Below are 18,150 nucleotides of genomic sequence, written 5' to 3'. Positions count from 1 at the left end.
CTGCCATCCCCTGTTCGAATCACGGCGGATTCCAACACTCAAGCATAAACTTAACGCCTATGCGGCCTTCCCTGCGCGATGGTCTTCACGTTTATACGCAGTCTCCCTGGTGCACCGGGCTTTCTGGCCACCATTCGCGACAACGCGCTTGCGCACGTTGCGCGGGACACCAGCATCGGGGTGTCAGGACGCTGCGACTTCACGTCCGCGCGCTGCCGTTCGTCCGCGTGCATCGAGCACGCTGCGGCACCTCGCGGCCATCGCTCCCCGCCTCGCGTGTCGTGACGATCGCGCGCAACGCCCCTCCGTGCCGAGGCGGGATGCGCGCAGTAAAGCACGATTTCCGAAAAAACGAAAGGCATATTTCTGAATTTACGAAACGGTGCGAGCATTCCGATGGCACGACCGACCGGCGTTCGGGCGCTGCCCGTTCTCGCTGCCGGCCATTCCTCGCCCCGCTGAATCGGGCGATTGCCTCGCCCCTCACTAGCATCAGCCTTGAATACACGCATCTCGCGCATCTCTCGGAGGAACCCAGGCCGAATCCGCCCGTCGTGACCGACCTGCCACAGATCCCCGACCGTCGCCCTCACTGCACGTTTGCCGAGTCTCGGTCGAACGCAGAAAAATCAATAAATTTATTTCAAATTCAATAACTTAACCACTTTCGACGCAAGCACCTGTACAACTTATCCGATTCCTAATAGAGTCTAAAAAGTTACTTTTCTGTACACCGGTTACGGACTAGCTTTTGGCATGGCCACGGAAAAAGCCGAGACTGACCGCATTCCCGTAACCCTCGCCCTGGCGACCATCGGCTACCTTGAGAAGCTCGTGAAACAGGGCACCCACGGCACCAGCGTTCCAGGTGTCTGCAGGACGTTGATCGAAGAAGGCATAAGGCTCGCCATCAAGGACGGGCTTTTGTCGATCCGCGACAACGGCAGGGCGTGAACGGAGGCGTTTGAGCGCGAAGTTTCGGCGGCACGCGACGGCCAGGACGATCCAGCATGGATCCAACTTGGAAACATAGAATATGCCCGCCGACCGACCCACTGCACCTTCCACCTGGACCGAGGAACGAATCCAGCTCCTGAAACAGCACTTTGAGGCCGGGCTGACCTGCCGCGAAATCGCCGCTGAGCTTGGCGTCAGCCGCAATGCGGTGATCGGCAAGATCTCGCGCCTGGCGCTGATCCGCGACAATGGCGGTGACACCCGCCGCGTGATGCGCGCGGACGGCAAGGACGGCGTGCGGACGCGTCCGGTGCCGAAACTGCGCCGGCGGATCCTGAAGGCGATTCAGATCGCGCCGGCGCCCGAGCCGGTGGTCGAGGAGACCGTCGTTGCGGTCGCAAACGGCTGCTCGCTGTTCGAGCTCTCCAAGGAGCGATGCCGCTGGCCGATCTCGACACCAGGGGCCGACGATTTCTGCTTCTGCGGCTCGAGGCCGGTCGAGGGCCTGCCCTATTGCGCCGGCCACACCCGGATGGCCTATCGCGTGGCATCGTCGCGGTAAGCGGCGAAGGCGATCACTCTTTGCTCGGTCGACGCTTTCTGCGAGGACGTCGCGGCGATCTCGTCTCCCCTCCCCCTTGCGGGGAGGGGAGCCCACGCCCTCGCGGTGAGAGACCATCTCCCGAGAACCCCTACCCCAACTTCCACCCCGCCTCCTGGGCGAAGCGCTGGAAGAATTCGGGCTCGTAGGCCTGTTCCGGCGATTGCCGGACGCGGAGGTCGAGCAGCTTGGCGTCCTCGCCGACCAGGATGCGCCATTGCTCCGCTTTCACGCCGTCGAGAATGATCCTGGCGGCCTGCGCGGCCGTGGTCGGCGCATCCTCCAGGAAGCTGCGCGCGCGCTCGGCAGCCGCAGCCTGGACGTCCTCGTCGGTCATTGCCGCCACGTCGATGCCCATGCCCTTCATGCGCTGGCGCGCCTGCTGGATCTCGGTCTCGCTCAGCCGGTCCGACTCCGTGCCGCTCTGCACCTTGCGCGAGTTCGACACGATCGAGGTGCCGATGTGGCCCGGCATCACCACCGAGCATTTGATATGCGGCGCGTTGAGGCGGAGATCGTTGATCAGCGCCTCGGTAAAACCCTTCACGGCGAATTTCGCCGCGCTATAGGCGGTGTGCGCGACACCCAGGCCGACCGAGGCCCAGAAGCCGTTGACGCTGGAGGTGTTGACGATGTGGCCCTCGTCCGCTTTCAACAGCAGCGGCAAAAAGGTCCGGACGCCGAGATAGACCCCGCCCCAGCAGATGTTGAAGGTGCGCTCCCATTGCTCGCGGCTGTTGGTGAACAGGCTGCCGCCGCCACCGATGCCGGCGTTGTTGAACAGCAGATGGATCCTGTCGGTCGCCTGCTGCTCCATCAGCTCATCGCGGAAGCGCTTGAGCTGATCCTCGATGGCGACGTCGGCGATATGCGTGGTGATCCGCAGGCCCTGCGGCAAGCGTTCCGCTTCGCACAAGCGCTTGGTTTCGGCCATCGCCTCGGCCGAGACGTCGCACATCGCGACATTGCAGCCTTCGGCGACGAGCTGACGCGCCAGCTCCCGGCCCATACCGGTGCCGCCGCCGGTGACGACGGCGAACTTGCCCGCAAAATCCTTCATGGAACGCTGGTCCTTCCCTTCTGCTTATTCGACGTCCTCTGCACGGGACGCCCGCTCAGCTTAGGGCATTTCGGAGCGTGAGAGCCAGACCAGCGGTAAGCCGCACGGGAGTTCGCACGCACGTTGAACCTGCCATCGGGCGCACGCGACGCATCAAAAAGAACAACCATCACATCGAAACAGCGCGCAGGAGGCTCAGATGGCGCACTGGCATGATCAGATGGTCGACCGCCCCGAGGCGGACGACAGCGGCGCCTACCTGACCGGCTGGACCATCAGCGGCATCGCCGTGCTCGGCACGATCGTCGCGGTCTGGCTGCTCGGGATCTGAGGCCGGCTGGAGCCCGGAACGAAGCGGCCGGGCATGGTGGTGCTCCCGGAGCCGCCCACCGGTGGAGCCGTTGGTGGCTCGGGCGCTCTGCGCCAACGCGGCGTCGCCCGCGACGATGAGGGCTGCTGCCCGTCCGATCGCGGTTAGTCCCATGGTCATTTCCATTTCGAAAGACCGCAGACAAATCCTTGAATTACTTACCGTTCTCCGAACCGCGGCGGATCGCGTCGACGGTCTTCGCTGACCTCGTCGCGCCAACGCCAGCGGCTAGCCGACAGGACGCGCAGGGCTCACCGCTTGCACACAATATTGCATACAATGATGACGTACTGACTAATTTATAGTCTCAACAGACAGTCGGCGGCAAACGAACGTTATCCGACAAGAGCTATTTTCAAATATTTTCAATGTGTTTTCGAGTCGCGCCCAACAAAGCGGCGATGGCACGAAGCTTGCGAAAGCTTCCCATGAGGCTCCGCCCGAACCGGTGAAGCCGAGATAGCAGCGGACGCGCGGTCCGAGAGGGGAGCACACCATGGACTTTGGCAGGATTTCACGACGGCACCTGTTGCAAGGCGGCGCGGCGCTGACGCTGGGCGCCGCGGCCGGCTTGCGGCCGGCCTTCGCAGCGGAGACGACGATCGGCTTCATCTATGTCGGCTCCCGCGACGACTACGGCTACAACCAGGCCCATGCGCAAGGCGCGGCGGCGCTGAAGAAGCTGCCCGGGCTGAAGGTGATCGAGGAAGAGAAGGTGCCGGAGACCGACGCCGTCGAGAAGACGATGGAGTCGATGATCAATCTCGACGGCGCCACCCTGCTCTTCCCGACCTCGTTCGGCTACTACACCCCGCACATGATCAAGATCGCCAACAAGTACCCGAAGCTCCGCTTCGAGCACTGCGGCGGCCTGTGGACCGACAAGGACCCGAAGAACGCCGGCTCCTATTTCGGCTATATCGACGAGGCGCAATACATCTCCGGCATCGTCGCGGGCTACACGACCAAGAGCGGCAAGCTCGGCTTCGTCGCGGCCAAGCCGATCCCCCAGGTGCTGCGCAACATCAACGCCTTCACGCTCGGCGCCCGCCTCGCCAATCCCAAGGCCACCACGCAGGTGATCTTCACCGGCGACTGGTCGATGCCGGTCAAGGAGGCCGAGGCGACCAACAGCCTGATCGACCAGGGCGTCGACGTGCTCACCTGCCATGTCGACGGTCCGAAGACGATGGTCGAGAACGCGGCGCGCCGCGGCGCCTTCGTCTGCGGCTATCACGTCAACCAGTCGCCGCTGGCGCCGAAGGCCTATCTCACAGGCGCCGAATGGAATTGGGAGGCGCTGTATCCGAAATTCGTCAAGATGCTGCAGGCAGGCGAAAGCATCCCGAACTTCTATCGCGGCGGCCTCAAGGAAGAGGTGGTCAAGGTGTCGCCCTACGGCGAGGCGGTCTCCGAACAGGCGCGCAAGCACGCCGACGAGATCAAGGCCAAGTTCATGGCCGACGGCTACACGATCTTCAAAGGCCCGATCAAGGACAACAAGGGCAACACCGTGATCGCCGCCGGCACCGATCGCGGCCAGACCGACCCCGAGCTCGAGAAGATGGACTATCTGGTCGAGGGCGTGCTCGGAGCCACCTCATGACCTCGGAGACGGCCGATCCGTTGGACGCGGCCGTCATCGCGCCGGCCGCCGATCCCGGCTTTCTGCAGCGCTACGGCGCCTCGATCGAATATGTCCTGATCCCGGGCGCGGCGCTGGCCGCCGCGCTCCTCGCTTTCGGCGGCTTCGTCGCGCTGTTCGGCAAGAGCCCGCTCGATCTCTACTGGTATATGTATTACGGCGCGTTCGGCACCTGGTTCTCCTGGCAGAACACGCTGACCCGCGCCGCTCCTCTCATTCTGACCGCGCTCTGCACCGCGCTGCCGGCGCAGCTCGGCATGGTGATCATCGGCGGCGAAGGCGCGCTCCTGATCGGCGCGCTGGCCGCGACCTCGGCGGCGCTGGCGCTGCCGGGCATGCCGCCGCTGGTGGTGCAGTTCGCGATGGTCTGCGCCGGCATGATCGGCGGCGGGCTCTGGATCATGCTGGCCGGGGGCTTGCGCCACTATCGCGGCGTCAACGAGACCATCGCCAGCCTGCTGCTCGTCTATATCGCGCTCGCCATTCTCAATCATCTCGTCGAAGGCGCGATGCGTGATCCCTTGAGCCTCAACAAGCCGTCGACGCGCGAGATCGGCGCGGCCAATATGATCGGCTCCATTCCCGGCACCGATGTGCATTGGGGCCTGGTGTTCGGCCTGATCGCGGCGCTTGCCGCTTACGTCCTGATCTTCCACACCACCTTCGGCTTCGCCGCCCGGGTCGCCGGCGGCAACATCCGCGCCGCCAAGCTGGTCGGACTTTCCGTCGGCAAGCTGATCCTGACCATCTGTTTCCTGGCCGGCGCCTCTGCCGGGCTCGCCGGCATGGTCGAGGTCGCCGCGGTGCAGGGCCGCACCAACGCCAACCTCGCCGTCGGCTACGGCTTCACCGGCATCCTGGTCGCGTTCCTTGCGAGGCAGAATCCGCTGGCGATCGTTCCGGTCGCGATCCTGCTCGGCGGCCTCGGTGCGAGCGGCGGCCTGCTGCAGCGGCGGCTGGGCTTGCCCGACGCCTCGGTGCAGGTGCTGCAGGGCCTCATCTTCATCTTTGTGCTGGCGAGCGACGCGCTCTACGGCCGCATCGGCTTGCTGAAAGGAAAATCCTGATGGCAGACGGGGCGATCGGTTATTGGACCGTGCCGCTGGCGGTGCTCGGCGGCGCCATCCGGGTCTCGACACCTTTCCTGTTCGTCAGCCTCGGCGAGTGCATCACCGAGCGCTCGGGCCGCATCAATCTCGGCCTCGAAGGCACGCTGGTGATGGGAGCGATGAGCGCTTACGGCATCTCCTATCTCTCGGGCTCGCCGTGGCTCGGGGTGCTCGCAGCCGGTGCCACCGGCGCGCTGTTCGGGGCGCTGCATGCCGGGATCTGCTCGCTGCCGCGGGTCAACGACATCGCGGTCGGCATCGCGCTGATGCTGTTCGGCACCGGGCTCGCCTTCTATCTCGGCAAGCCGCTGATCGAGCCGACCGCAGCAAGGCTGCCCGCGATCGATTTCGGCTGGTGGAGCGACATTCCGCAGCTGCGCGCGGCGCTGCGCATCAACGTGCTGTTCCTGATCGGCGTCGCGCTGGCGCCGCTCTTGTTCTGGGCCTTCCGCACCACGCGCTGGGGCCTGTTGATCCGTACCGCCGGCGAGAGCGCGGACGCGGCGCGCGCGATGGGCCATTCGGTGCTGCTGATCCGCCTGCGCGCCACCATGGCCGGCGGCTTCCTCGCCGGCATCGGCGGCTCCTTCCTGTCGCTGTTCTATCCGGGCAGCTGGAACGAGGGCTTGTCGTCGGGCCAGGGCATCACCGCGGTGGCGCTGGTGATCTTCGCGCGCTGGGACCCGATGCTGTGCCTGTGGGCCTCGCTCGCCTTCGGTGGCGCCGCGGCGCTGGGGCCTGCGCTGCAATCGGTCGGCATCACCTCCGGCTATCACCTCTTCAATGCCGCGCCCTACATCCTGACGCTGCTCATCATGATCATCACCTGCTCGCCGAAGCGCAACTTGAGCGGTGCGCCGGCTGAGCTTTCGATCACCCGCTAACGAACGAGGCTGCGACATGACTGCGCGCACCATCCGCTCCGAACCCTATGCCTGGCCCTACAATGGCGACCTGCGGCCGGAGAACACGGCGCTGATCGTGATCGACATGCAGACCGACTTCTGCGGCGTCGGCGGCTATGTCGACAAGATGGGCTATGATCTTTCCCTGACGCGGGCTCCCATCGAGCCGATCAGGAAGCTGCTCACGGTGATGCGTGCGCAGGGTTTTCACATCATCCACACCCGCGAGGGCCACCGCCCCGACCTCTCCGACCTGCCCGCCAACAAGCGCTGGCGCTCGCAGCAGATCGGCGCGGGCATCGGCGATCCCGGGCCGTGCGGCCGCATCCTGGTGCGCGGCGAGCCCGGCTGGGAGATCATTCCCGATCTCGCCCCCCTTCCCGGCGAAGTGATCATCGACAAGCCCGGCAAGGGTTCGTTCTGCGCCACGGATCTTGAATTGATCCTGCGCCTGCGCGGCATCGAGAACATCGTATTGACCGGCATCACCACCGATGTCTGCGTGCACACCACCATGCGCGAGGCCAACGATCGCGGCTTCGAATGCGTGCTGCTGTCGGACTGCTGCGGCGCTACGGACAAAGGCAACCACGACCACGCGCTGAAGATGATCAAGATGCAGGGCGGCGTGTTCGGCGCGGTCGCGACCTCGGCGGCGCTGATCGAGGCGCTGTCGTGAGCGCGGACCCGCCGATCGGGGTCGAAGCCATCGCGATGACGATGCGCTTCGGCGACTTCGCCGCGCTCGACGATGTCGAACTGAAGGTGCGACCGGGTTCGTTTCACGCCCTGCTCGGCGAGAACGGCGCCGGCAAATCGACCTTGGTCAAATGCATCATGGGCTACTATCGGCCGACCGAAGGGGCCGTGCTGATCGGCGGGCGGGAGCGCGCCGTTTCCAACCCGAAGGACGCGCACGCGCTCGGGCTCGGCATGGTCTATCAGCACTTCACTTTGGTGCCGGCGATGACGGTCGCCGAGAACCTGGTGCTGGCGCGAGATCACGTGCCTGCCGTGGTCGACTGGACCAAGGAGCGCGATGAGCTCGCCTTCTTCCTGTCGAAGATGCCGTTCCAGGTGCCGCTGAATGCGAAGGTCGCCGACATCTCCGCCGGCGAGCGGCAGAAATGCGAGATCCTGAAGCAGCTCTATCTGAAGCGACGCTTCCTGATCCTGGACGAGCCGACCTCGGTGCTGACGCCCGGCGAAGCCGACGAGGTGCTCGGCATGCTGCGCGACATGGTCAAGGCCGGCGATCTCACCGTGCTGATGATCACGCACAAATTCCGCGAGGTGATGGCCTTCGCCGACGAGGTCACCATCCTCCGCCGCGGCAGGCTCGCCGGCCGCGGCAAGGTCGGCGAGCTGACGCCGGACGACATGGCGCGGATGATGATCGGCGCCGAGCAGTTGACGGTGCAGCCGGCCCGCACCGGCGAGGCCGGCCCCATCAGGCTCGAGCTCGACAAGATTCTCGCGCGCGACGATGCCGGCGGAGTGGCGGTCAACGGGTTGTCACTCGCGGTGCGCGCCGGCGAGATCGTCGGCATCGCCGGCGTCTCCGGCAACGGCCAGCGGCAGCTGGTCGAAGTGCTGGCCGGCCAGCGCGAGGCGGACAGCGGCACGATCCGCGTCTCCGGCGAGACCTATCACGCAGCGCGCGAGGAGATGCGCCGGCACAAGATGTCGCTGTTGCCGGAGGAGCCGCTGAAGAACGCCTGTGTCGGCGGCATGAGCGTGGCCGACAACATCGCATTGCGCGAGTTCGATCGCGTGCCGTTTGCGCGCCGCAGCTGGTGGCTCAGCCGCACCGCATTCCGCGACAACGCCAAGCGGAAGATCGGGCGCTACAAGATCAAGACCCGCACGCCGGACACCCCGATCGCCGCGCTCTCCGGCGGCAATGTGCAGCGCGCGGTGCTGGCGCGCGAGCTCGGCCACGATGTCGAGGTGCTGATCGCCGCCAATCCCTGCTTCGGCCTCGACTTTGCGGCCGTGGCGCAGATCCATGCCGAGATCATGGCCGCGCGCAACCGCGGCGCCGCCGTGCTACTGGTCAGCGAAGACCTCGACGAGCTGCTCGAACTCTCCGATCGCCTTGTCGTGATGTTTCATGGCAGCCTGGTCTACGAGACCCGTGCCAGCAACGCCGACCTGACTGAAGTGGGCCGCCACATGGCGGGACACTGAACGGAGAGCGCCTGCCCAGCGGCCGTTACATCCCCCGCCTCTGCGTCGGCGCAGTCAGGGTTGCGAGGATACCCATCTGCGCGCTACAGGAATGCGCGGAATGTCTGGGCGATCAGATGCCTGGACGCGGGGGATCCGATGCGCGCTCTGATCATTCTGCTTTGCCTGTTGCCCGAGCTGGCACTTGCTTCCCCCGTCAAGACCGATCTGTTCGGTCATAGCATTGAGATCAAGACGATCCCGCCCGACGATGAGGAGGCGCTGTTCGTCGACGGCAAGCAGATGCTGGAAAACCAGATCATCAATCTCGAAGAAAACGGCCAGATCGGATCGACCTCCTTCGCGATCGGCAGCAGCAGTGGCGGCGGCAATATCTGCGACGCATCGCCCTTCGTGCTCCGGTTCACCGCCAACGCGCCCGTACAGATCGACGGCCCGCTCGACAGCTGCAACCCTGTCGCGCACAAGATCGAGAAGGATCACGTCACCTTCGAATCCCCTGCCTTGCCCACGGCAAAGGGCGCGCGCTGGATCTGGACCGCGAATGGCTTCGGTCCCGAGCAGCCTCTGACGTTCAAGCCGAGCCCGAACAAAGGCTGGGACGCGCTGCGGCGCGGCGCCATTCATCATCCTCTCGACCTGCTGGGCCATGCCGATCTCGCCCAGCAACTGCGAAAAGAGGTGTCGGATGCGCACTACGAGGCTTTCAAGCGGCTCGTGAGCGGGCCGGGCCACGCGCGGTATGACGGCGGTCTCTTCATCGGCGAAGCCTGCCAAGCCCACATGTGCGACGATACGGCAGTCCTGATCGTGATCGACCCCGCTGCCAAGCGCATCGCGGTCGCCATGAAGGATGAAGACAAACCGGTCCTGATCGTTCCTGGCGAAGGGGCGTGGCCCGCCGCAGCCAAGCCGGTCCTGCAGAGCTGGCGGCAGAGCTGGTCGCGATAGACCTTCGCGCCGATTGGGCAACAGGGTCCGCCGACGGTGGTTGCCGACGGCGGCTCGACCATCGATCGGACCAAAGATGCGAGCGGCAAAATCATGTCCGCGCCTCAAGTCGTAACCATGCTGCGACCAGCGGCATCGTGATCGCCGCATCGCGACCACGTTGACCTGGATCAGTTGCCGTCGGTCCGTCCGCTGTTACCCCGGTTCCAGCTTGATCAGACCGGGTAAGCAATATGAAGGCCTATTTCATCGGCAGCGGCATCGGCGCGCTCGCGGGCGCGGCATTCCTGATCCGCGACGGCGGCGTTGCGGGGCGCGACATCACCATCTTCGAGAAGCACCTGCCGTTCGGCGGCAGTCTGGATGGCACGGCGCTCCCCGACGGTTCCTATTCGTTGCGCGGCGGCCGCATGCTGACGACGGACCATTACGAATGCACCTGGGATCTGCTCTCGAGCATCCCGGGCGCAGGCGATCCGAGCCGGACGATCCGCGAGGAGACGATCGCCTTCAACGAGGTCCACGTCGCGCATTCGCAGGCGCGCCTGGTCGACAAGAACCGCCACAAGGTCGACGTCTCCACTATGGGCTTTTCGATGCAGGACCGGATCGAGCTCGTGCGACTGACCGAAGCCTCGGAGGACAAGCTCGGCAATTCCCGCATCACCGACTGGCTGTCGCCGCCATTCTTCACCACCAAGTTCTGGTACATGTGGCAGACCACCTTCGCCTTCCAGCCCTGGCACAGCGCGGTGGAGTTCAAGCGCTATCTGCACCGCTTCATGAGCGAGTTTCCGCGCATCGAAACCCTGGCCGGCGTCAAGCGCACCAGGTTCAATCAGTACGATGCGATCGTGAAGCCGCTGACCAATTGGCTGCAGGGCCACGGCGTCAATCTGGTCGGTGGCGCCGATGTGACGGACATGGCGATCGCGACCGAGCACGGCAAGCACGTCGTCAAACAGTTGACGCTCGACGACGCCGGCAAGATCAGCACGATCGATGTTGCCGACGGCGATCTGGTGTTTTTCCAGAACGGCTCGATGACGGATGCGACCAGCCTCGGCACGCAGGACACGCCGCCACCGCGGCTGACCAAACGGGACAGCCAAGGCTGGGCGTTGTGGGAAAAGATCGCATCGGGGCGTCCCGACTTCGGCAATCCCGCCGCGTTCAACGCATCGATCCCTGAATCCTGCTGGGAATCCTTCACCGTCACCTGCCGGAATTCTCGGTTCTTCGACGCCATGCAAGCCTTCAGCGGCAATGAGGCCGGCACCGGCGGGCTTGTCACCTTCACCGATTCCAACTGGCTGATGTCGATCGTGCTCTATCATCAGCCGCACTTCCTCAACCAGCCGAAAGACGTCCAGGTGTTCTGGGGCTATGCGCTGCACCCAGAGCGCATCGGCAATTTCGTCGCCAAGGCGATGTCCGATTGCGGCGGCGCCGACATTCTCAAGGAGCTGTGCGGCCATCTCAACTTCGACGTCTCGGTGTTCGAGAATGCGACCTGCGTGCCCTGCCGCCTGCCCTACATCACCAGCATGTTCATGCCGCGTCACAAGAGCGACCGACCACTGCCGGTCCCGGCGAATTCGAAGAACCTCGCCTTCGTCAGCCAGTTCGTCGAGATCCCCGATGACGTGGTGTTCACGGTGGAATACTCGGTGCGCGCGGCGCAGATCGCGGTCTATCAGTTGCTCGGCATCGGCCGTGCGATTCCGCCGATCACGCGGCACGACAAATCCTTGCGCGTGCTGATCGAGACGGTGGAGAAAGCATTCGCCTGAAGGGCGCAAGTTCCATCGCCCCGATTGGGCCGCGCCTTCTCCTCATTTACAACGAAAGTCAGTCAAGAGAGCGCCAGAGTTGCGATCCCCCCTTGCGCGGGGCAGCAACTCCGGGAGATTTCCCTTGAAGAAACTCACTTTGGTTGCGACCGGCTTGCTCGGCGCGATGGGGTCTGCACAAGCCGAGTCAGGCCTTGCGTCCTACTATGGAGGGCGTGGTCATCACGGCGAGATGACCTGCGCGCATCGGACGCGGCCGATGGGCAGCATGATCACCGTCTCGCATAATGGTCGCTCGATTCAATGCCGCGTGAACGATCGTGGGCCGTTCGTGCGCGGGCGCGTGATCGATCTCTCGGTCAGCGCGGCACGCGCGCTTGGGATGATGAATGCCGGCGTCGCGCGGGTTTCGCTGCAGTGAATTCAGTATCCGAGCAGCGCCAATCCGACCCAGCTCACGGCGAACAGCGATACCACCGATGTTGCCGCAGCAACGACAGACAGTGAAATCTTCAAAGCCTTGAGGACCATACGCGCCTCCTCAACAATAGCGCCAGCATCGGGATCAACCCGGCGCCGACCTGAAATGTCCTGGAAAATCGGCTCATTGGCGAGCCAAACTCTCCATTGGTGCGCGTGGGATCGAAAAGGTTCAATGCCGGCGTGCGGCTCCGTCCGATCCCATGCGCCCGATGCAAACACCGTTTAGGGGTCAACGGTTCCCTGCATTCGAAAGCGGCCCACATTTTTTTGGCGACGAACGCGATCACGCGCTCGACGGCGCGAACGCGCATCACGGCGGCCGTCGCATTCATGCGCACGGATTGCCGCAGCCCAGAGTGATCACCCGATTTGAGCAGACGTGCTGCTCAGTTCAGCGGCAGCCCGCGGTCGTGGCCAGCCTACGGATCGACCGCGGTCACGATCCAGAACGAGGCTGGCACCAGCACCGTCTCGCCCCTGGCGTAACGCGACAGCGCCGCCTTGACGGCGGTGGCCGCCGCCGCAACAGCCTCGGTCCGCTGGCCCGCAACAGCGCGGCACGCCGGACCGATCGCAAGCGCGGTCGACGCGGCGCCCTCGAGGCCGCCGTCTGCGCCCATATCGAGCGGAAGCTCGCAATGTTCGAAGCGGATCCGGCGCAGGCCGACTTCGCCCAGCACATGCTCGACCCAGTCGCGCGAGGCGAAGGCGAAATCGTCCGGCGCATGCGGCGCGAGGCCGGTCAGCTTCGGCACGTGGTCGTAAACCGCCTGCAGCGGCTCCAGTGCCCACGGGTTGTCGTGCAGCTCGCCCCAGCAGGCAAAGGCGATGCGGCCCTCGGAGCGCAACGCGGTGTGGATATTGAGGAAGGCGCGGACCGGATCGGCGAAATACATCGTGCCGAGGCGTGAGATGACGAGATCGGCGCTCGCGGCCGTGAAGTGATGCACCATCGCATCGCCCTGCATGAAGGTGACGGGGGCATCGGCCGGCGCGAGATCGTTGGCGCGCACCAGCATCGGCGCAGACACGTCGACGCCCACGACCTGGCCACCAGCACCGACCTTGTCGGCCACCGCGATCATGGTGGCGCCACAGCCGCAGCCGATGTCCACCACGCGCTCGCCGGGCTGGATCTCGGCGCGCGCGATCAAGCGCTCCTGGATCGGCGTCAGCATATGGTCCAGCGCGGCCTGCCGCTCGACCCAGCGCTGTCCGCCCACGCCATTCCAGAACGCAATCTGCTCGGCGTTCTCAAAATGGCCGAAAGAAATATCGGGGGCGGTATCCATGGCTGCGATCCAAATTCCGGTTTCATTCTCAGCATCGTGCTGATGAATCTCTTTCCGGTTCCAAAACGACGTTCTCAAATTCCATCAGTGCTCTGCGGTCTTCAGCTGCCCTGCGTCAAGCTCGGAGCGGCCCGGGCGACCCCGCCCGCCGTCCGGCCACGGCGCGAAATGTTGCCCGACGGCTACAGCCCCGCGGCTGCCATTTTCGATGGGTATCAGCGCATTGCCATTCATTTCAATTCATGTCATTCGGCGCAGGTGATACACCTAAGATAAGCTATGAACACGATAACAATCTGAAGGTGTTCTTGAGGTATGTCGCTGCGATTCCGGGCTGACATCGATTATCTGCGCGCGGTCGCAGTCATTTCGGTTATCGGCTTTCATTACGGCATCCCTGGTTTCCAGGGCGGCTTCGTCGGCGTGGATATCTTCTTCGTCATTTCCGGCCACCTGATCACCCGCCTGATCTGGGCGGGAATTCATGCCGGCAATTTCTCGTTCTGGGAGTTCTACGACCGCCGCGCACGCCGGCTGCTCCCGGCGCTGTACGTCATGGTTCTCGGCACCGGCATCGGGGCCTGGTTCCTGGCGGCGCCCGACGATTACCGCATGTTCTTCGAGAGCGCGGTGTCGACCGTCCTGTTCTCCTCGAACATCTTCTTCTGGCTCCAGGCCGGCTATTTCGATCTTCCATCCGTCGGCAAGGTCCTGATCCATACCTGGTCGTTGGCGGTCGAAGAGCAGTTCTATTTCTTGTTTCCACTCCTCACCGTGCTGTGGAGCAAGCGCTTTCGGGATCCCACCACGCGGCTGTCGCTGATCCTGCTGCTCGCCGGCACGGTCGCCCTCTGTATCGCCGACGAACTCCTGATCAAGAACTCCGCCCCAGCGGCCTTCTATCTCTCGCCGTTGCGCGGCTGGGAATTCCTGATCGGCGGCTTCTCGTTCCTGCTCGAGCGCTGGTCGCCCGCCGATGTCCGATGGCGTCTGGCCATGGCAATTGCGGGCGCGCTCCTGATGTTGGCACCGGTCGTGCTGTTCACAGGCGCGACCAGATTTCCCGGCTTCCAGGCGCTCATTCCTTGCCTGGGCGCGGCGTCGTTCATCATGGCCTTCAACCGGGAGGACGGCCGTCCGATTCCGCTGCCGTTCAGACGCACGGGCCTTTTCCTGGGCAGGATCTCCTATTCACTGTATCTGTGGCATTGGCCGGTGTTCGTCCTCGGCACCGTCGCCATGCCCATCACATGGGCGGGCTCGCCGACGGCGATCACGGGACTACTCGCCTGCTCCTTCGCCCTCGCCTACCTGTCCTACCGGCTGGTGGAAACGCCGGCGCGAGGCCGCACCGCGTGGCTTGGCATCAGGACTTCGGGCCTGATTGCGACTGCCGCGACGATTCTGTTGGCGATCGGCGCCGCCGGCATCCTACAGCGCGGCTTTCCGGATCGCTTCCCGCAAACAGCCCAGCGCATGTTGCGCTACACTGCGGCGACGATGGCTCCACTCTACGGCGCCCCCAACTGCTTTCTCGAACCGGACGAGCCGTTCGCACACTATCGGCGGAGCGAGTGCCTGACGCCGGCGAGCAACAAGATCAACATCCTCCTCTTCGGCGACAGCACCGCGGCACACTACGTCCCGTCCCTGCGCAATCGTCTCGATCCGAACCGTTACCATCTGCTGCAGCTCACCTCCGGCAATTGCTCGCCGTTCGTCGACCTGCATCACGACACGTCGCGGAACTGCGATGAGCTCAACGCGACGTTCCGTCGTGTGCTGCGTGACCATGGCATCGCGGCCGTGATCCTGTCCGCCCATTGGCGCAACTACATCGACCTGTACGGATCTTCCGACACCAGCAAGTTCGACGCATATCTCGAGGCTACCCTGTCAGCCACTGAGAATGCCGGCATTCCCGTCCTGATGTTTGGCCCGTCCATCGAATTTCCGGGACCGCTGGCCGCAAACCTGGTGCGCTACGAGCTGACACATCTGCCGACGGGTGAGATGCTGAAAGTGACACCGGCGAGCTTTACCGCGGACACGCATGTCGCCGCGCTCGCGGGTCGCCATCGCAATGTGCAATTCGTTTCGGTGCTGGCCGCGGTCTGCCAGGGTCACACATGCCCGCTGACGGTCGATCCCGAAACCACGCTGGTATGGGACACGATTCATCTGACGCCGGAGGGCTCCCGCCACGTCGTGCAGCGGCTGGCCCCGGCGCTGGACGGCTTTCTTGACCGACTTCACCCGGCTCCTGAACTGGTCCAGCAGACCGGCGCACCGCTGGGCCCGATCGGGCCGGTGCTCCGCTGACCGCCCCCGCCATCCTGCGTCTTCGGCTGGTCAGCCTGGAGCAAGGCCGCGTCGTGCGCGCTCAGAGCGCGGCCGGTCAAGATGGTTCGGGCCGTCCACACGGGCAAGAGAAAGGCCGGCCCCTTGGCCGGGGCTATCGCATATGCCCAAACTCGGCCCGGGGCCTCATGGTTCGAGACGCGCCGCATGCGGCGCTCCTCACCATGAGGGTCTGCCATCTTGCCGCGAACAAGCCCCCGTCTTGAAGAACTCGCCGGAGGCAAGCGTCTCGAAGGACGGCCGCAGGAGAGATCGTCGATCGCACTTTCCGATATACGATGGCCCGTTCTGAGGGAAAGCCAAACGCGGACAGCTGAGGTAATTAGTCCGGCAACAAGCCGCGTCGTGCTATCTGTCGAGACGGCAAGCCGAGCGCGGTTCGGTCTCCAAATGCGTCGGCGGAGTCGTCCACTACATCATCGCGTAGGCGCGACGGAAGGCGACCGCACCTGCCAGAGACCGCGGACGAGTCCGCACGGCGTGACCGTCATTGCCGCTGCGCACGACCCACTGTCCGTTCTCCTGACCGACAATCTGCCCGACGTGATGACGCCAGACGACGATGGCCCCCACCGACGGACCGCCTGCATTGACGCCATAGCGGGCCCAGGAGATGGCACGGTTGTACTGCGGCCCCGGATCCTGGCCCACCTGCGTTCGCATGTACCAGCCGCACCAGGCAGCAGGCCGCCCCATTGCGGAATGTGCATAGTGCCTATGACCGTGAGCATAGTGCCGGTGATGATGACGATGAGTTCTGGCTTCTGCGCTTGATGCAAATACGCAAAGCATTGCCGTAGCAGCGACGAGTTTACGCATACGAATGTCCTTCGTGCTGTTGAATGGAACGACCGCAACAAGCGATCAGCAATGGAGCCGCTCAAAGGACGATGGGACGTCTGCGGCTAAGCGCGCGGAATTGATCCGGCTGTTCGGGCTTTAAGAAAGCGCAGATGGCCAAAATATGGCAGCCATCATGCATAGGTTAATGCTTGAGATCGTAATTCCGGACGTCAAATGTTTATTTAAGCGCGAACCAACAACTAATTACAACCATTCAAAGAACAAATACTGCTCGTCGCAATCATGTTCCGAACTCATTAGTTTAGCGACTATAGATCCCACTCGCTCTGTCGCCCATCCGTGAGAGACGTTGAATCAAGTCAACGGCCGACAGTCACGCCGGACGGAAGGACCAGAGCGACTCCAGGCTACGATCAGCTCCCATGCTACAGACAGAATGATAGGGCCGATGAAGAGCCCAACAATTCCATGCGCAAGCGTACCTCCGATCACACCGATCAGAATAACGAGGGTCGGCGTCGTCAGGCCTCGTCCCATCACCAGCGGCTTCAAAATATTGTCGAGAATGCCTACGAGGCCGAGGAATAACGTCAGCGGGACTGCGGTGGTTAAGTCCTTGTCAGTCCAGATCCAGACAATGGCTGGCAGCATGATGATCGCAGCGCCGATCTGCACGATAGAGAGCAGCAGCACGAGCAATGCCAAAAGGCCGGCGATGGGAATACCGGCCAGTTTGAACCCGACGCCAGCCAGAAACGCCTGAATGACCGCTATGCCAATCACACCTTGAGCTACTGCGCGGATGGTCGCACCTGCCAGGTCCACGAAGTGCTCGCTCTGCTCGGGTACGACCTGCGACAGGAAGGCTCTCCCACCAGCCGCGAGCTGCGGCCCAAAGGGAAAAATCAACCCGGCCGCCGCGACCGACAGCAGAAACTTGACGGCGCCGACGCCCGCATCGCCGACAAGACTCAGAAGCGTGCCGGCGAACGGCTTCATATACGGCGTGATCTGAGGCAGAACCGAGCGGAGATTGGTCGAAGCCTGATCCCAGAAATCGTAGAGCTGCGTTCCGACCAGAGGCCAGTTCTTGATCGCGTGCGGAGGCGACGGAATGGCCAGATCGCCCGCGCTGACCCGTTGGGCAAAGTCCTTGATGCCCTCCATGGCGCCGAACCCGAGCCAGGCCACCGGTCCGATTACGATGGCGAGATTGATCGCCGTGAGGATTCCCGCTGCAAGCTTTGGTCGGCCACCAAGGGACTTGGACAGCAAAATGAAGAGCGGGTTGAAGGCAACCGCAAGCACGACCGCCCACGCCAGAATCGTCACGAACGGACGGATCAGGACAAAGGTCCAGACGATCAAAAGGGCAAGCAATCCAAGCCGGATTACAAGCTGGATGGTATCGTCTGACGTGAAAAGCTGACGCATCCTCCTCACGACCCGCCATCTCCACGGTCTGGTTTCAGCCAGATGTTGATGCTGACCAGAATAACCCAGAACGGAAAGACCCCCGGGCTCCGGTCTATGTAGTAGCTGCCCAACCAGGAGAATTGCAGCGACTGCATATCCGCCGTAAGCGAGCCATCGGGGCGTAGGCCTCGTCGCGCCCACCTTTTCCGGATG

Annotated in this window: 16 protein-coding genes; 12 read left to right on the top strand and 4 right to left on the bottom strand. The window is 63.7% G+C overall.

Going from position 1 to position 18,150, the window contains the following annotated elements; translation table 11 throughout:
• Positions 1 to 756 precede the first annotated feature (756 nt).
• Complete coding sequence (locus tag QXZ85_RS31605; protein ID WP_006614936.1) at positions 757 to 954, top strand: hypothetical protein; 198 nt, start codon at positions 757 to 759, stop codon at positions 952 to 954.
• A gap of 82 nt (positions 955 to 1,036) precedes the next feature.
• A complete protein-coding gene (locus tag QXZ85_RS31600) occupies positions 1,037 to 1,519 on the top strand; it encodes a GcrA family cell cycle regulator (RefSeq protein ID WP_315743305.1) in 483 nt (160 codons plus the stop codon).
• Between the two features lie 130 nt (positions 1,520 to 1,649).
• Here the strand turns inward: QXZ85_RS31600 and QXZ85_RS31595 are convergent, their stop codons facing one another.
• Positions 1,650 to 2,618 carry an SDR family NAD(P)-dependent oxidoreductase gene (locus tag QXZ85_RS31595; RefSeq protein ID WP_316175481.1) on the bottom strand — a complete coding sequence of 323 codons (969 nt, stop codon included), beginning with the start codon at positions 2,616 to 2,618 and terminating at the stop codon, positions 1,650 to 1,652.
• A gap of 199 nt (positions 2,619 to 2,817) precedes the next feature.
• On the opposite strand from QXZ85_RS31595, the gene QXZ85_RS31590 reads away from it, so the two are divergent.
• The 9 genes from QXZ85_RS31590 (at position 2,818) to QXZ85_RS31550 (ending at position 12,002) form a co-directional block, all read left to right on the top strand.
• The gene (locus QXZ85_RS31590) at positions 2,818 to 2,949 is read left to right on the top strand and encodes a hypothetical protein (RefSeq protein ID WP_315703405.1); all 132 of its coding nucleotides are present in this window, start codon (positions 2,818 to 2,820) and stop codon (positions 2,947 to 2,949) included.
• A gap of 535 nt (positions 2,950 to 3,484) precedes the next feature.
• The gene (locus QXZ85_RS31585) at positions 3,485 to 4,594 is read left to right on the top strand and encodes a BMP family ABC transporter substrate-binding protein (protein WP_315703404.1); all 1,110 of its coding nucleotides are present in this window, start codon (positions 3,485 to 3,487) and stop codon (positions 4,592 to 4,594) included.
• The gene (locus QXZ85_RS31580; protein ID WP_315766606.1) at positions 4,591 to 5,700 is read left to right on the top strand and encodes an ABC transporter permease; all 1,110 of its coding nucleotides are present in this window, start codon (positions 4,591 to 4,593) and stop codon (positions 5,698 to 5,700) included. Before QXZ85_RS31585 ends, QXZ85_RS31580 begins: the two co-directional genes overlap by 4 nt.
• Entirely contained in the window at positions 5,700 to 6,626 is a 927-nt protein-coding gene (locus QXZ85_RS31575) for an ABC transporter permease (protein ID WP_316175482.1), read from the top strand. Before QXZ85_RS31580 ends, QXZ85_RS31575 begins: the two co-directional genes overlap by 1 nt.
• Before the next feature lie 16 nt (positions 6,627 to 6,642).
• Complete coding sequence (locus QXZ85_RS31570; RefSeq protein WP_315703401.1) at positions 6,643 to 7,326, top strand: isochorismatase family cysteine hydrolase; 684 nt, start codon at positions 6,643 to 6,645, stop codon at positions 7,324 to 7,326.
• 35 nt (positions 7,327 to 7,361) lie between these two features.
• Positions 7,362 to 8,837, top strand: coding sequence for an ABC transporter ATP-binding protein (locus QXZ85_RS31565; protein ID WP_315704256.1), 1,476 nt, complete (start codon positions 7,362 to 7,364; stop codon positions 8,835 to 8,837).
• 138 nt (positions 8,838 to 8,975) lie between these two features.
• Positions 8,976 to 9,788: a hypothetical protein gene (locus QXZ85_RS31560; protein WP_315703400.1), complete on the top strand. Its 813-nt coding sequence runs from the start codon at positions 8,976 to 8,978 to the stop codon at positions 9,786 to 9,788.
• 233 nt (positions 9,789 to 10,021) lie between these two features.
• On the top strand, positions 10,022 to 11,581 hold the full coding sequence (locus tag QXZ85_RS31555; RefSeq protein WP_315766603.1) for an oleate hydratase: 1,560 nt from the start codon (positions 10,022 to 10,024) through the stop codon (positions 11,579 to 11,581).
• 166 nt (positions 11,582 to 11,747) lie between these two features.
• Entirely contained in the window at positions 11,748 to 12,002 is a 255-nt protein-coding gene (locus QXZ85_RS31550; RefSeq protein ID WP_315763080.1) for a septal ring lytic transglycosylase RlpA family protein, read from the top strand.
• A gap of 481 nt (positions 12,003 to 12,483) precedes the next feature.
• Here QXZ85_RS31550 and QXZ85_RS31545 read toward each other — a convergent pair whose 3' ends face one another.
• On the bottom strand, positions 12,484 to 13,356 hold the full coding sequence (locus QXZ85_RS31545; RefSeq protein ID WP_315762972.1) for a class I SAM-dependent methyltransferase: 873 nt from the start codon (positions 13,354 to 13,356) through the stop codon (positions 12,484 to 12,486).
• Positions 13,357 to 13,671: 315 nt separating this feature from the next.
• Between QXZ85_RS31545 and QXZ85_RS31540 the strand changes: the two genes are divergently transcribed.
• Complete coding sequence (locus QXZ85_RS31540; protein ID WP_316175484.1) at positions 13,672 to 15,678, top strand: acyltransferase family protein; 2,007 nt, start codon at positions 13,672 to 13,674, stop codon at positions 15,676 to 15,678.
• A gap of 450 nt (positions 15,679 to 16,128) precedes the next feature.
• Here the strand turns inward: QXZ85_RS31540 and QXZ85_RS31535 are convergent, their stop codons facing one another.
• Together QXZ85_RS31535 and QXZ85_RS31530 are read right to left on the bottom strand one after the other, a co-directional pair.
• Entirely contained in the window at positions 16,129 to 16,380 is a 252-nt protein-coding gene (locus QXZ85_RS31535; protein ID WP_315769147.1) for a hypothetical protein, read from the bottom strand.
• A 495-nt stretch (positions 16,381 to 16,875) separates the two neighbouring features.
• A complete protein-coding gene (locus QXZ85_RS31530) occupies positions 16,876 to 17,955 on the bottom strand; it encodes an AI-2E family transporter (protein ID WP_315769146.1) in 1,080 nt (359 codons plus the stop codon).
• Positions 17,956 to 18,150 lie beyond the last annotated feature (195 nt).

The sequence above is a fragment of the Bradyrhizobium sp. SZCCHNGR1005 genome, assembly GCF_032489995.1.
Taxonomy (GTDB): Bacteria; Pseudomonadota; Alphaproteobacteria; order Rhizobiales; family Xanthobacteraceae; genus Bradyrhizobium.
This window is presented reverse-complemented; position numbering and strand designations above follow the sequence as displayed.

Bases quoted from the DNA above. Each gene is read 5' to 3' on its own strand.
- QXZ85_RS31605 (WP_006614936.1), top strand. From the start codon at position 757: ATGGCCACGGAAAAAGCCGAGACTGACCGCATTCCCGTAACCCTCGCC.
- QXZ85_RS31600 (WP_315743305.1), top strand. From the start codon at position 1,037: ATGCCCGCCGACCGACCCACTGCACCTTCCACCTGGACCGAGGAACGA.
- QXZ85_RS31595 (WP_316175481.1), bottom strand. From the start codon at position 2,618: ATGAAGGATTTTGCGGGCAAGTTCGCCGTCGTCACCGGCGGCGGCACC.
- QXZ85_RS31590 (WP_315703405.1), top strand. From the start codon at position 2,818: ATGGCGCACTGGCATGATCAGATGGTCGACCGCCCCGAGGCGGACGAC.
- QXZ85_RS31585 (WP_315703404.1), top strand. From the start codon at position 3,485: ATGGACTTTGGCAGGATTTCACGACGGCACCTGTTGCAAGGCGGCGCG.
- QXZ85_RS31580 (WP_315766606.1), top strand. From the start codon at position 4,591: ATGACCTCGGAGACGGCCGATCCGTTGGACGCGGCCGTCATCGCGCCG.
- QXZ85_RS31575 (WP_316175482.1), top strand. From the start codon at position 5,700: ATGGCAGACGGGGCGATCGGTTATTGGACCGTGCCGCTGGCGGTGCTC.
- QXZ85_RS31570 (WP_315703401.1), top strand. From the start codon at position 6,643: ATGACTGCGCGCACCATCCGCTCCGAACCCTATGCCTGGCCCTACAAT.
- QXZ85_RS31565 (WP_315704256.1), top strand. From the start codon at position 7,362: ATGACGATGCGCTTCGGCGACTTCGCCGCGCTCGACGATGTCGAACTG.
- QXZ85_RS31560 (WP_315703400.1), top strand. From the start codon at position 8,976: ATGCGCGCTCTGATCATTCTGCTTTGCCTGTTGCCCGAGCTGGCACTT.
- QXZ85_RS31555 (WP_315766603.1), top strand. From the start codon at position 10,022: ATGAAGGCCTATTTCATCGGCAGCGGCATCGGCGCGCTCGCGGGCGCG.
- QXZ85_RS31550 (WP_315763080.1), top strand. From the start codon at position 11,748: ATGGGGTCTGCACAAGCCGAGTCAGGCCTTGCGTCCTACTATGGAGGG.
- QXZ85_RS31545 (WP_315762972.1), bottom strand. From the start codon at position 13,356: ATGGATACCGCCCCCGATATTTCTTTCGGCCATTTTGAGAACGCCGAG.
- QXZ85_RS31540 (WP_316175484.1), top strand. From the start codon at position 13,672: ATGTCGCTGCGATTCCGGGCTGACATCGATTATCTGCGCGCGGTCGCA.
- QXZ85_RS31535 (WP_315769147.1), bottom strand. From the start codon at position 16,380: ATGCGAACGCAGGTGGGCCAGGATCCGGGGCCGCAGTACAACCGTGCC.
- QXZ85_RS31530 (WP_315769146.1), bottom strand. From the start codon at position 17,955: ATGCGTCAGCTTTTCACGTCAGACGATACCATCCAGCTTGTAATCCGG.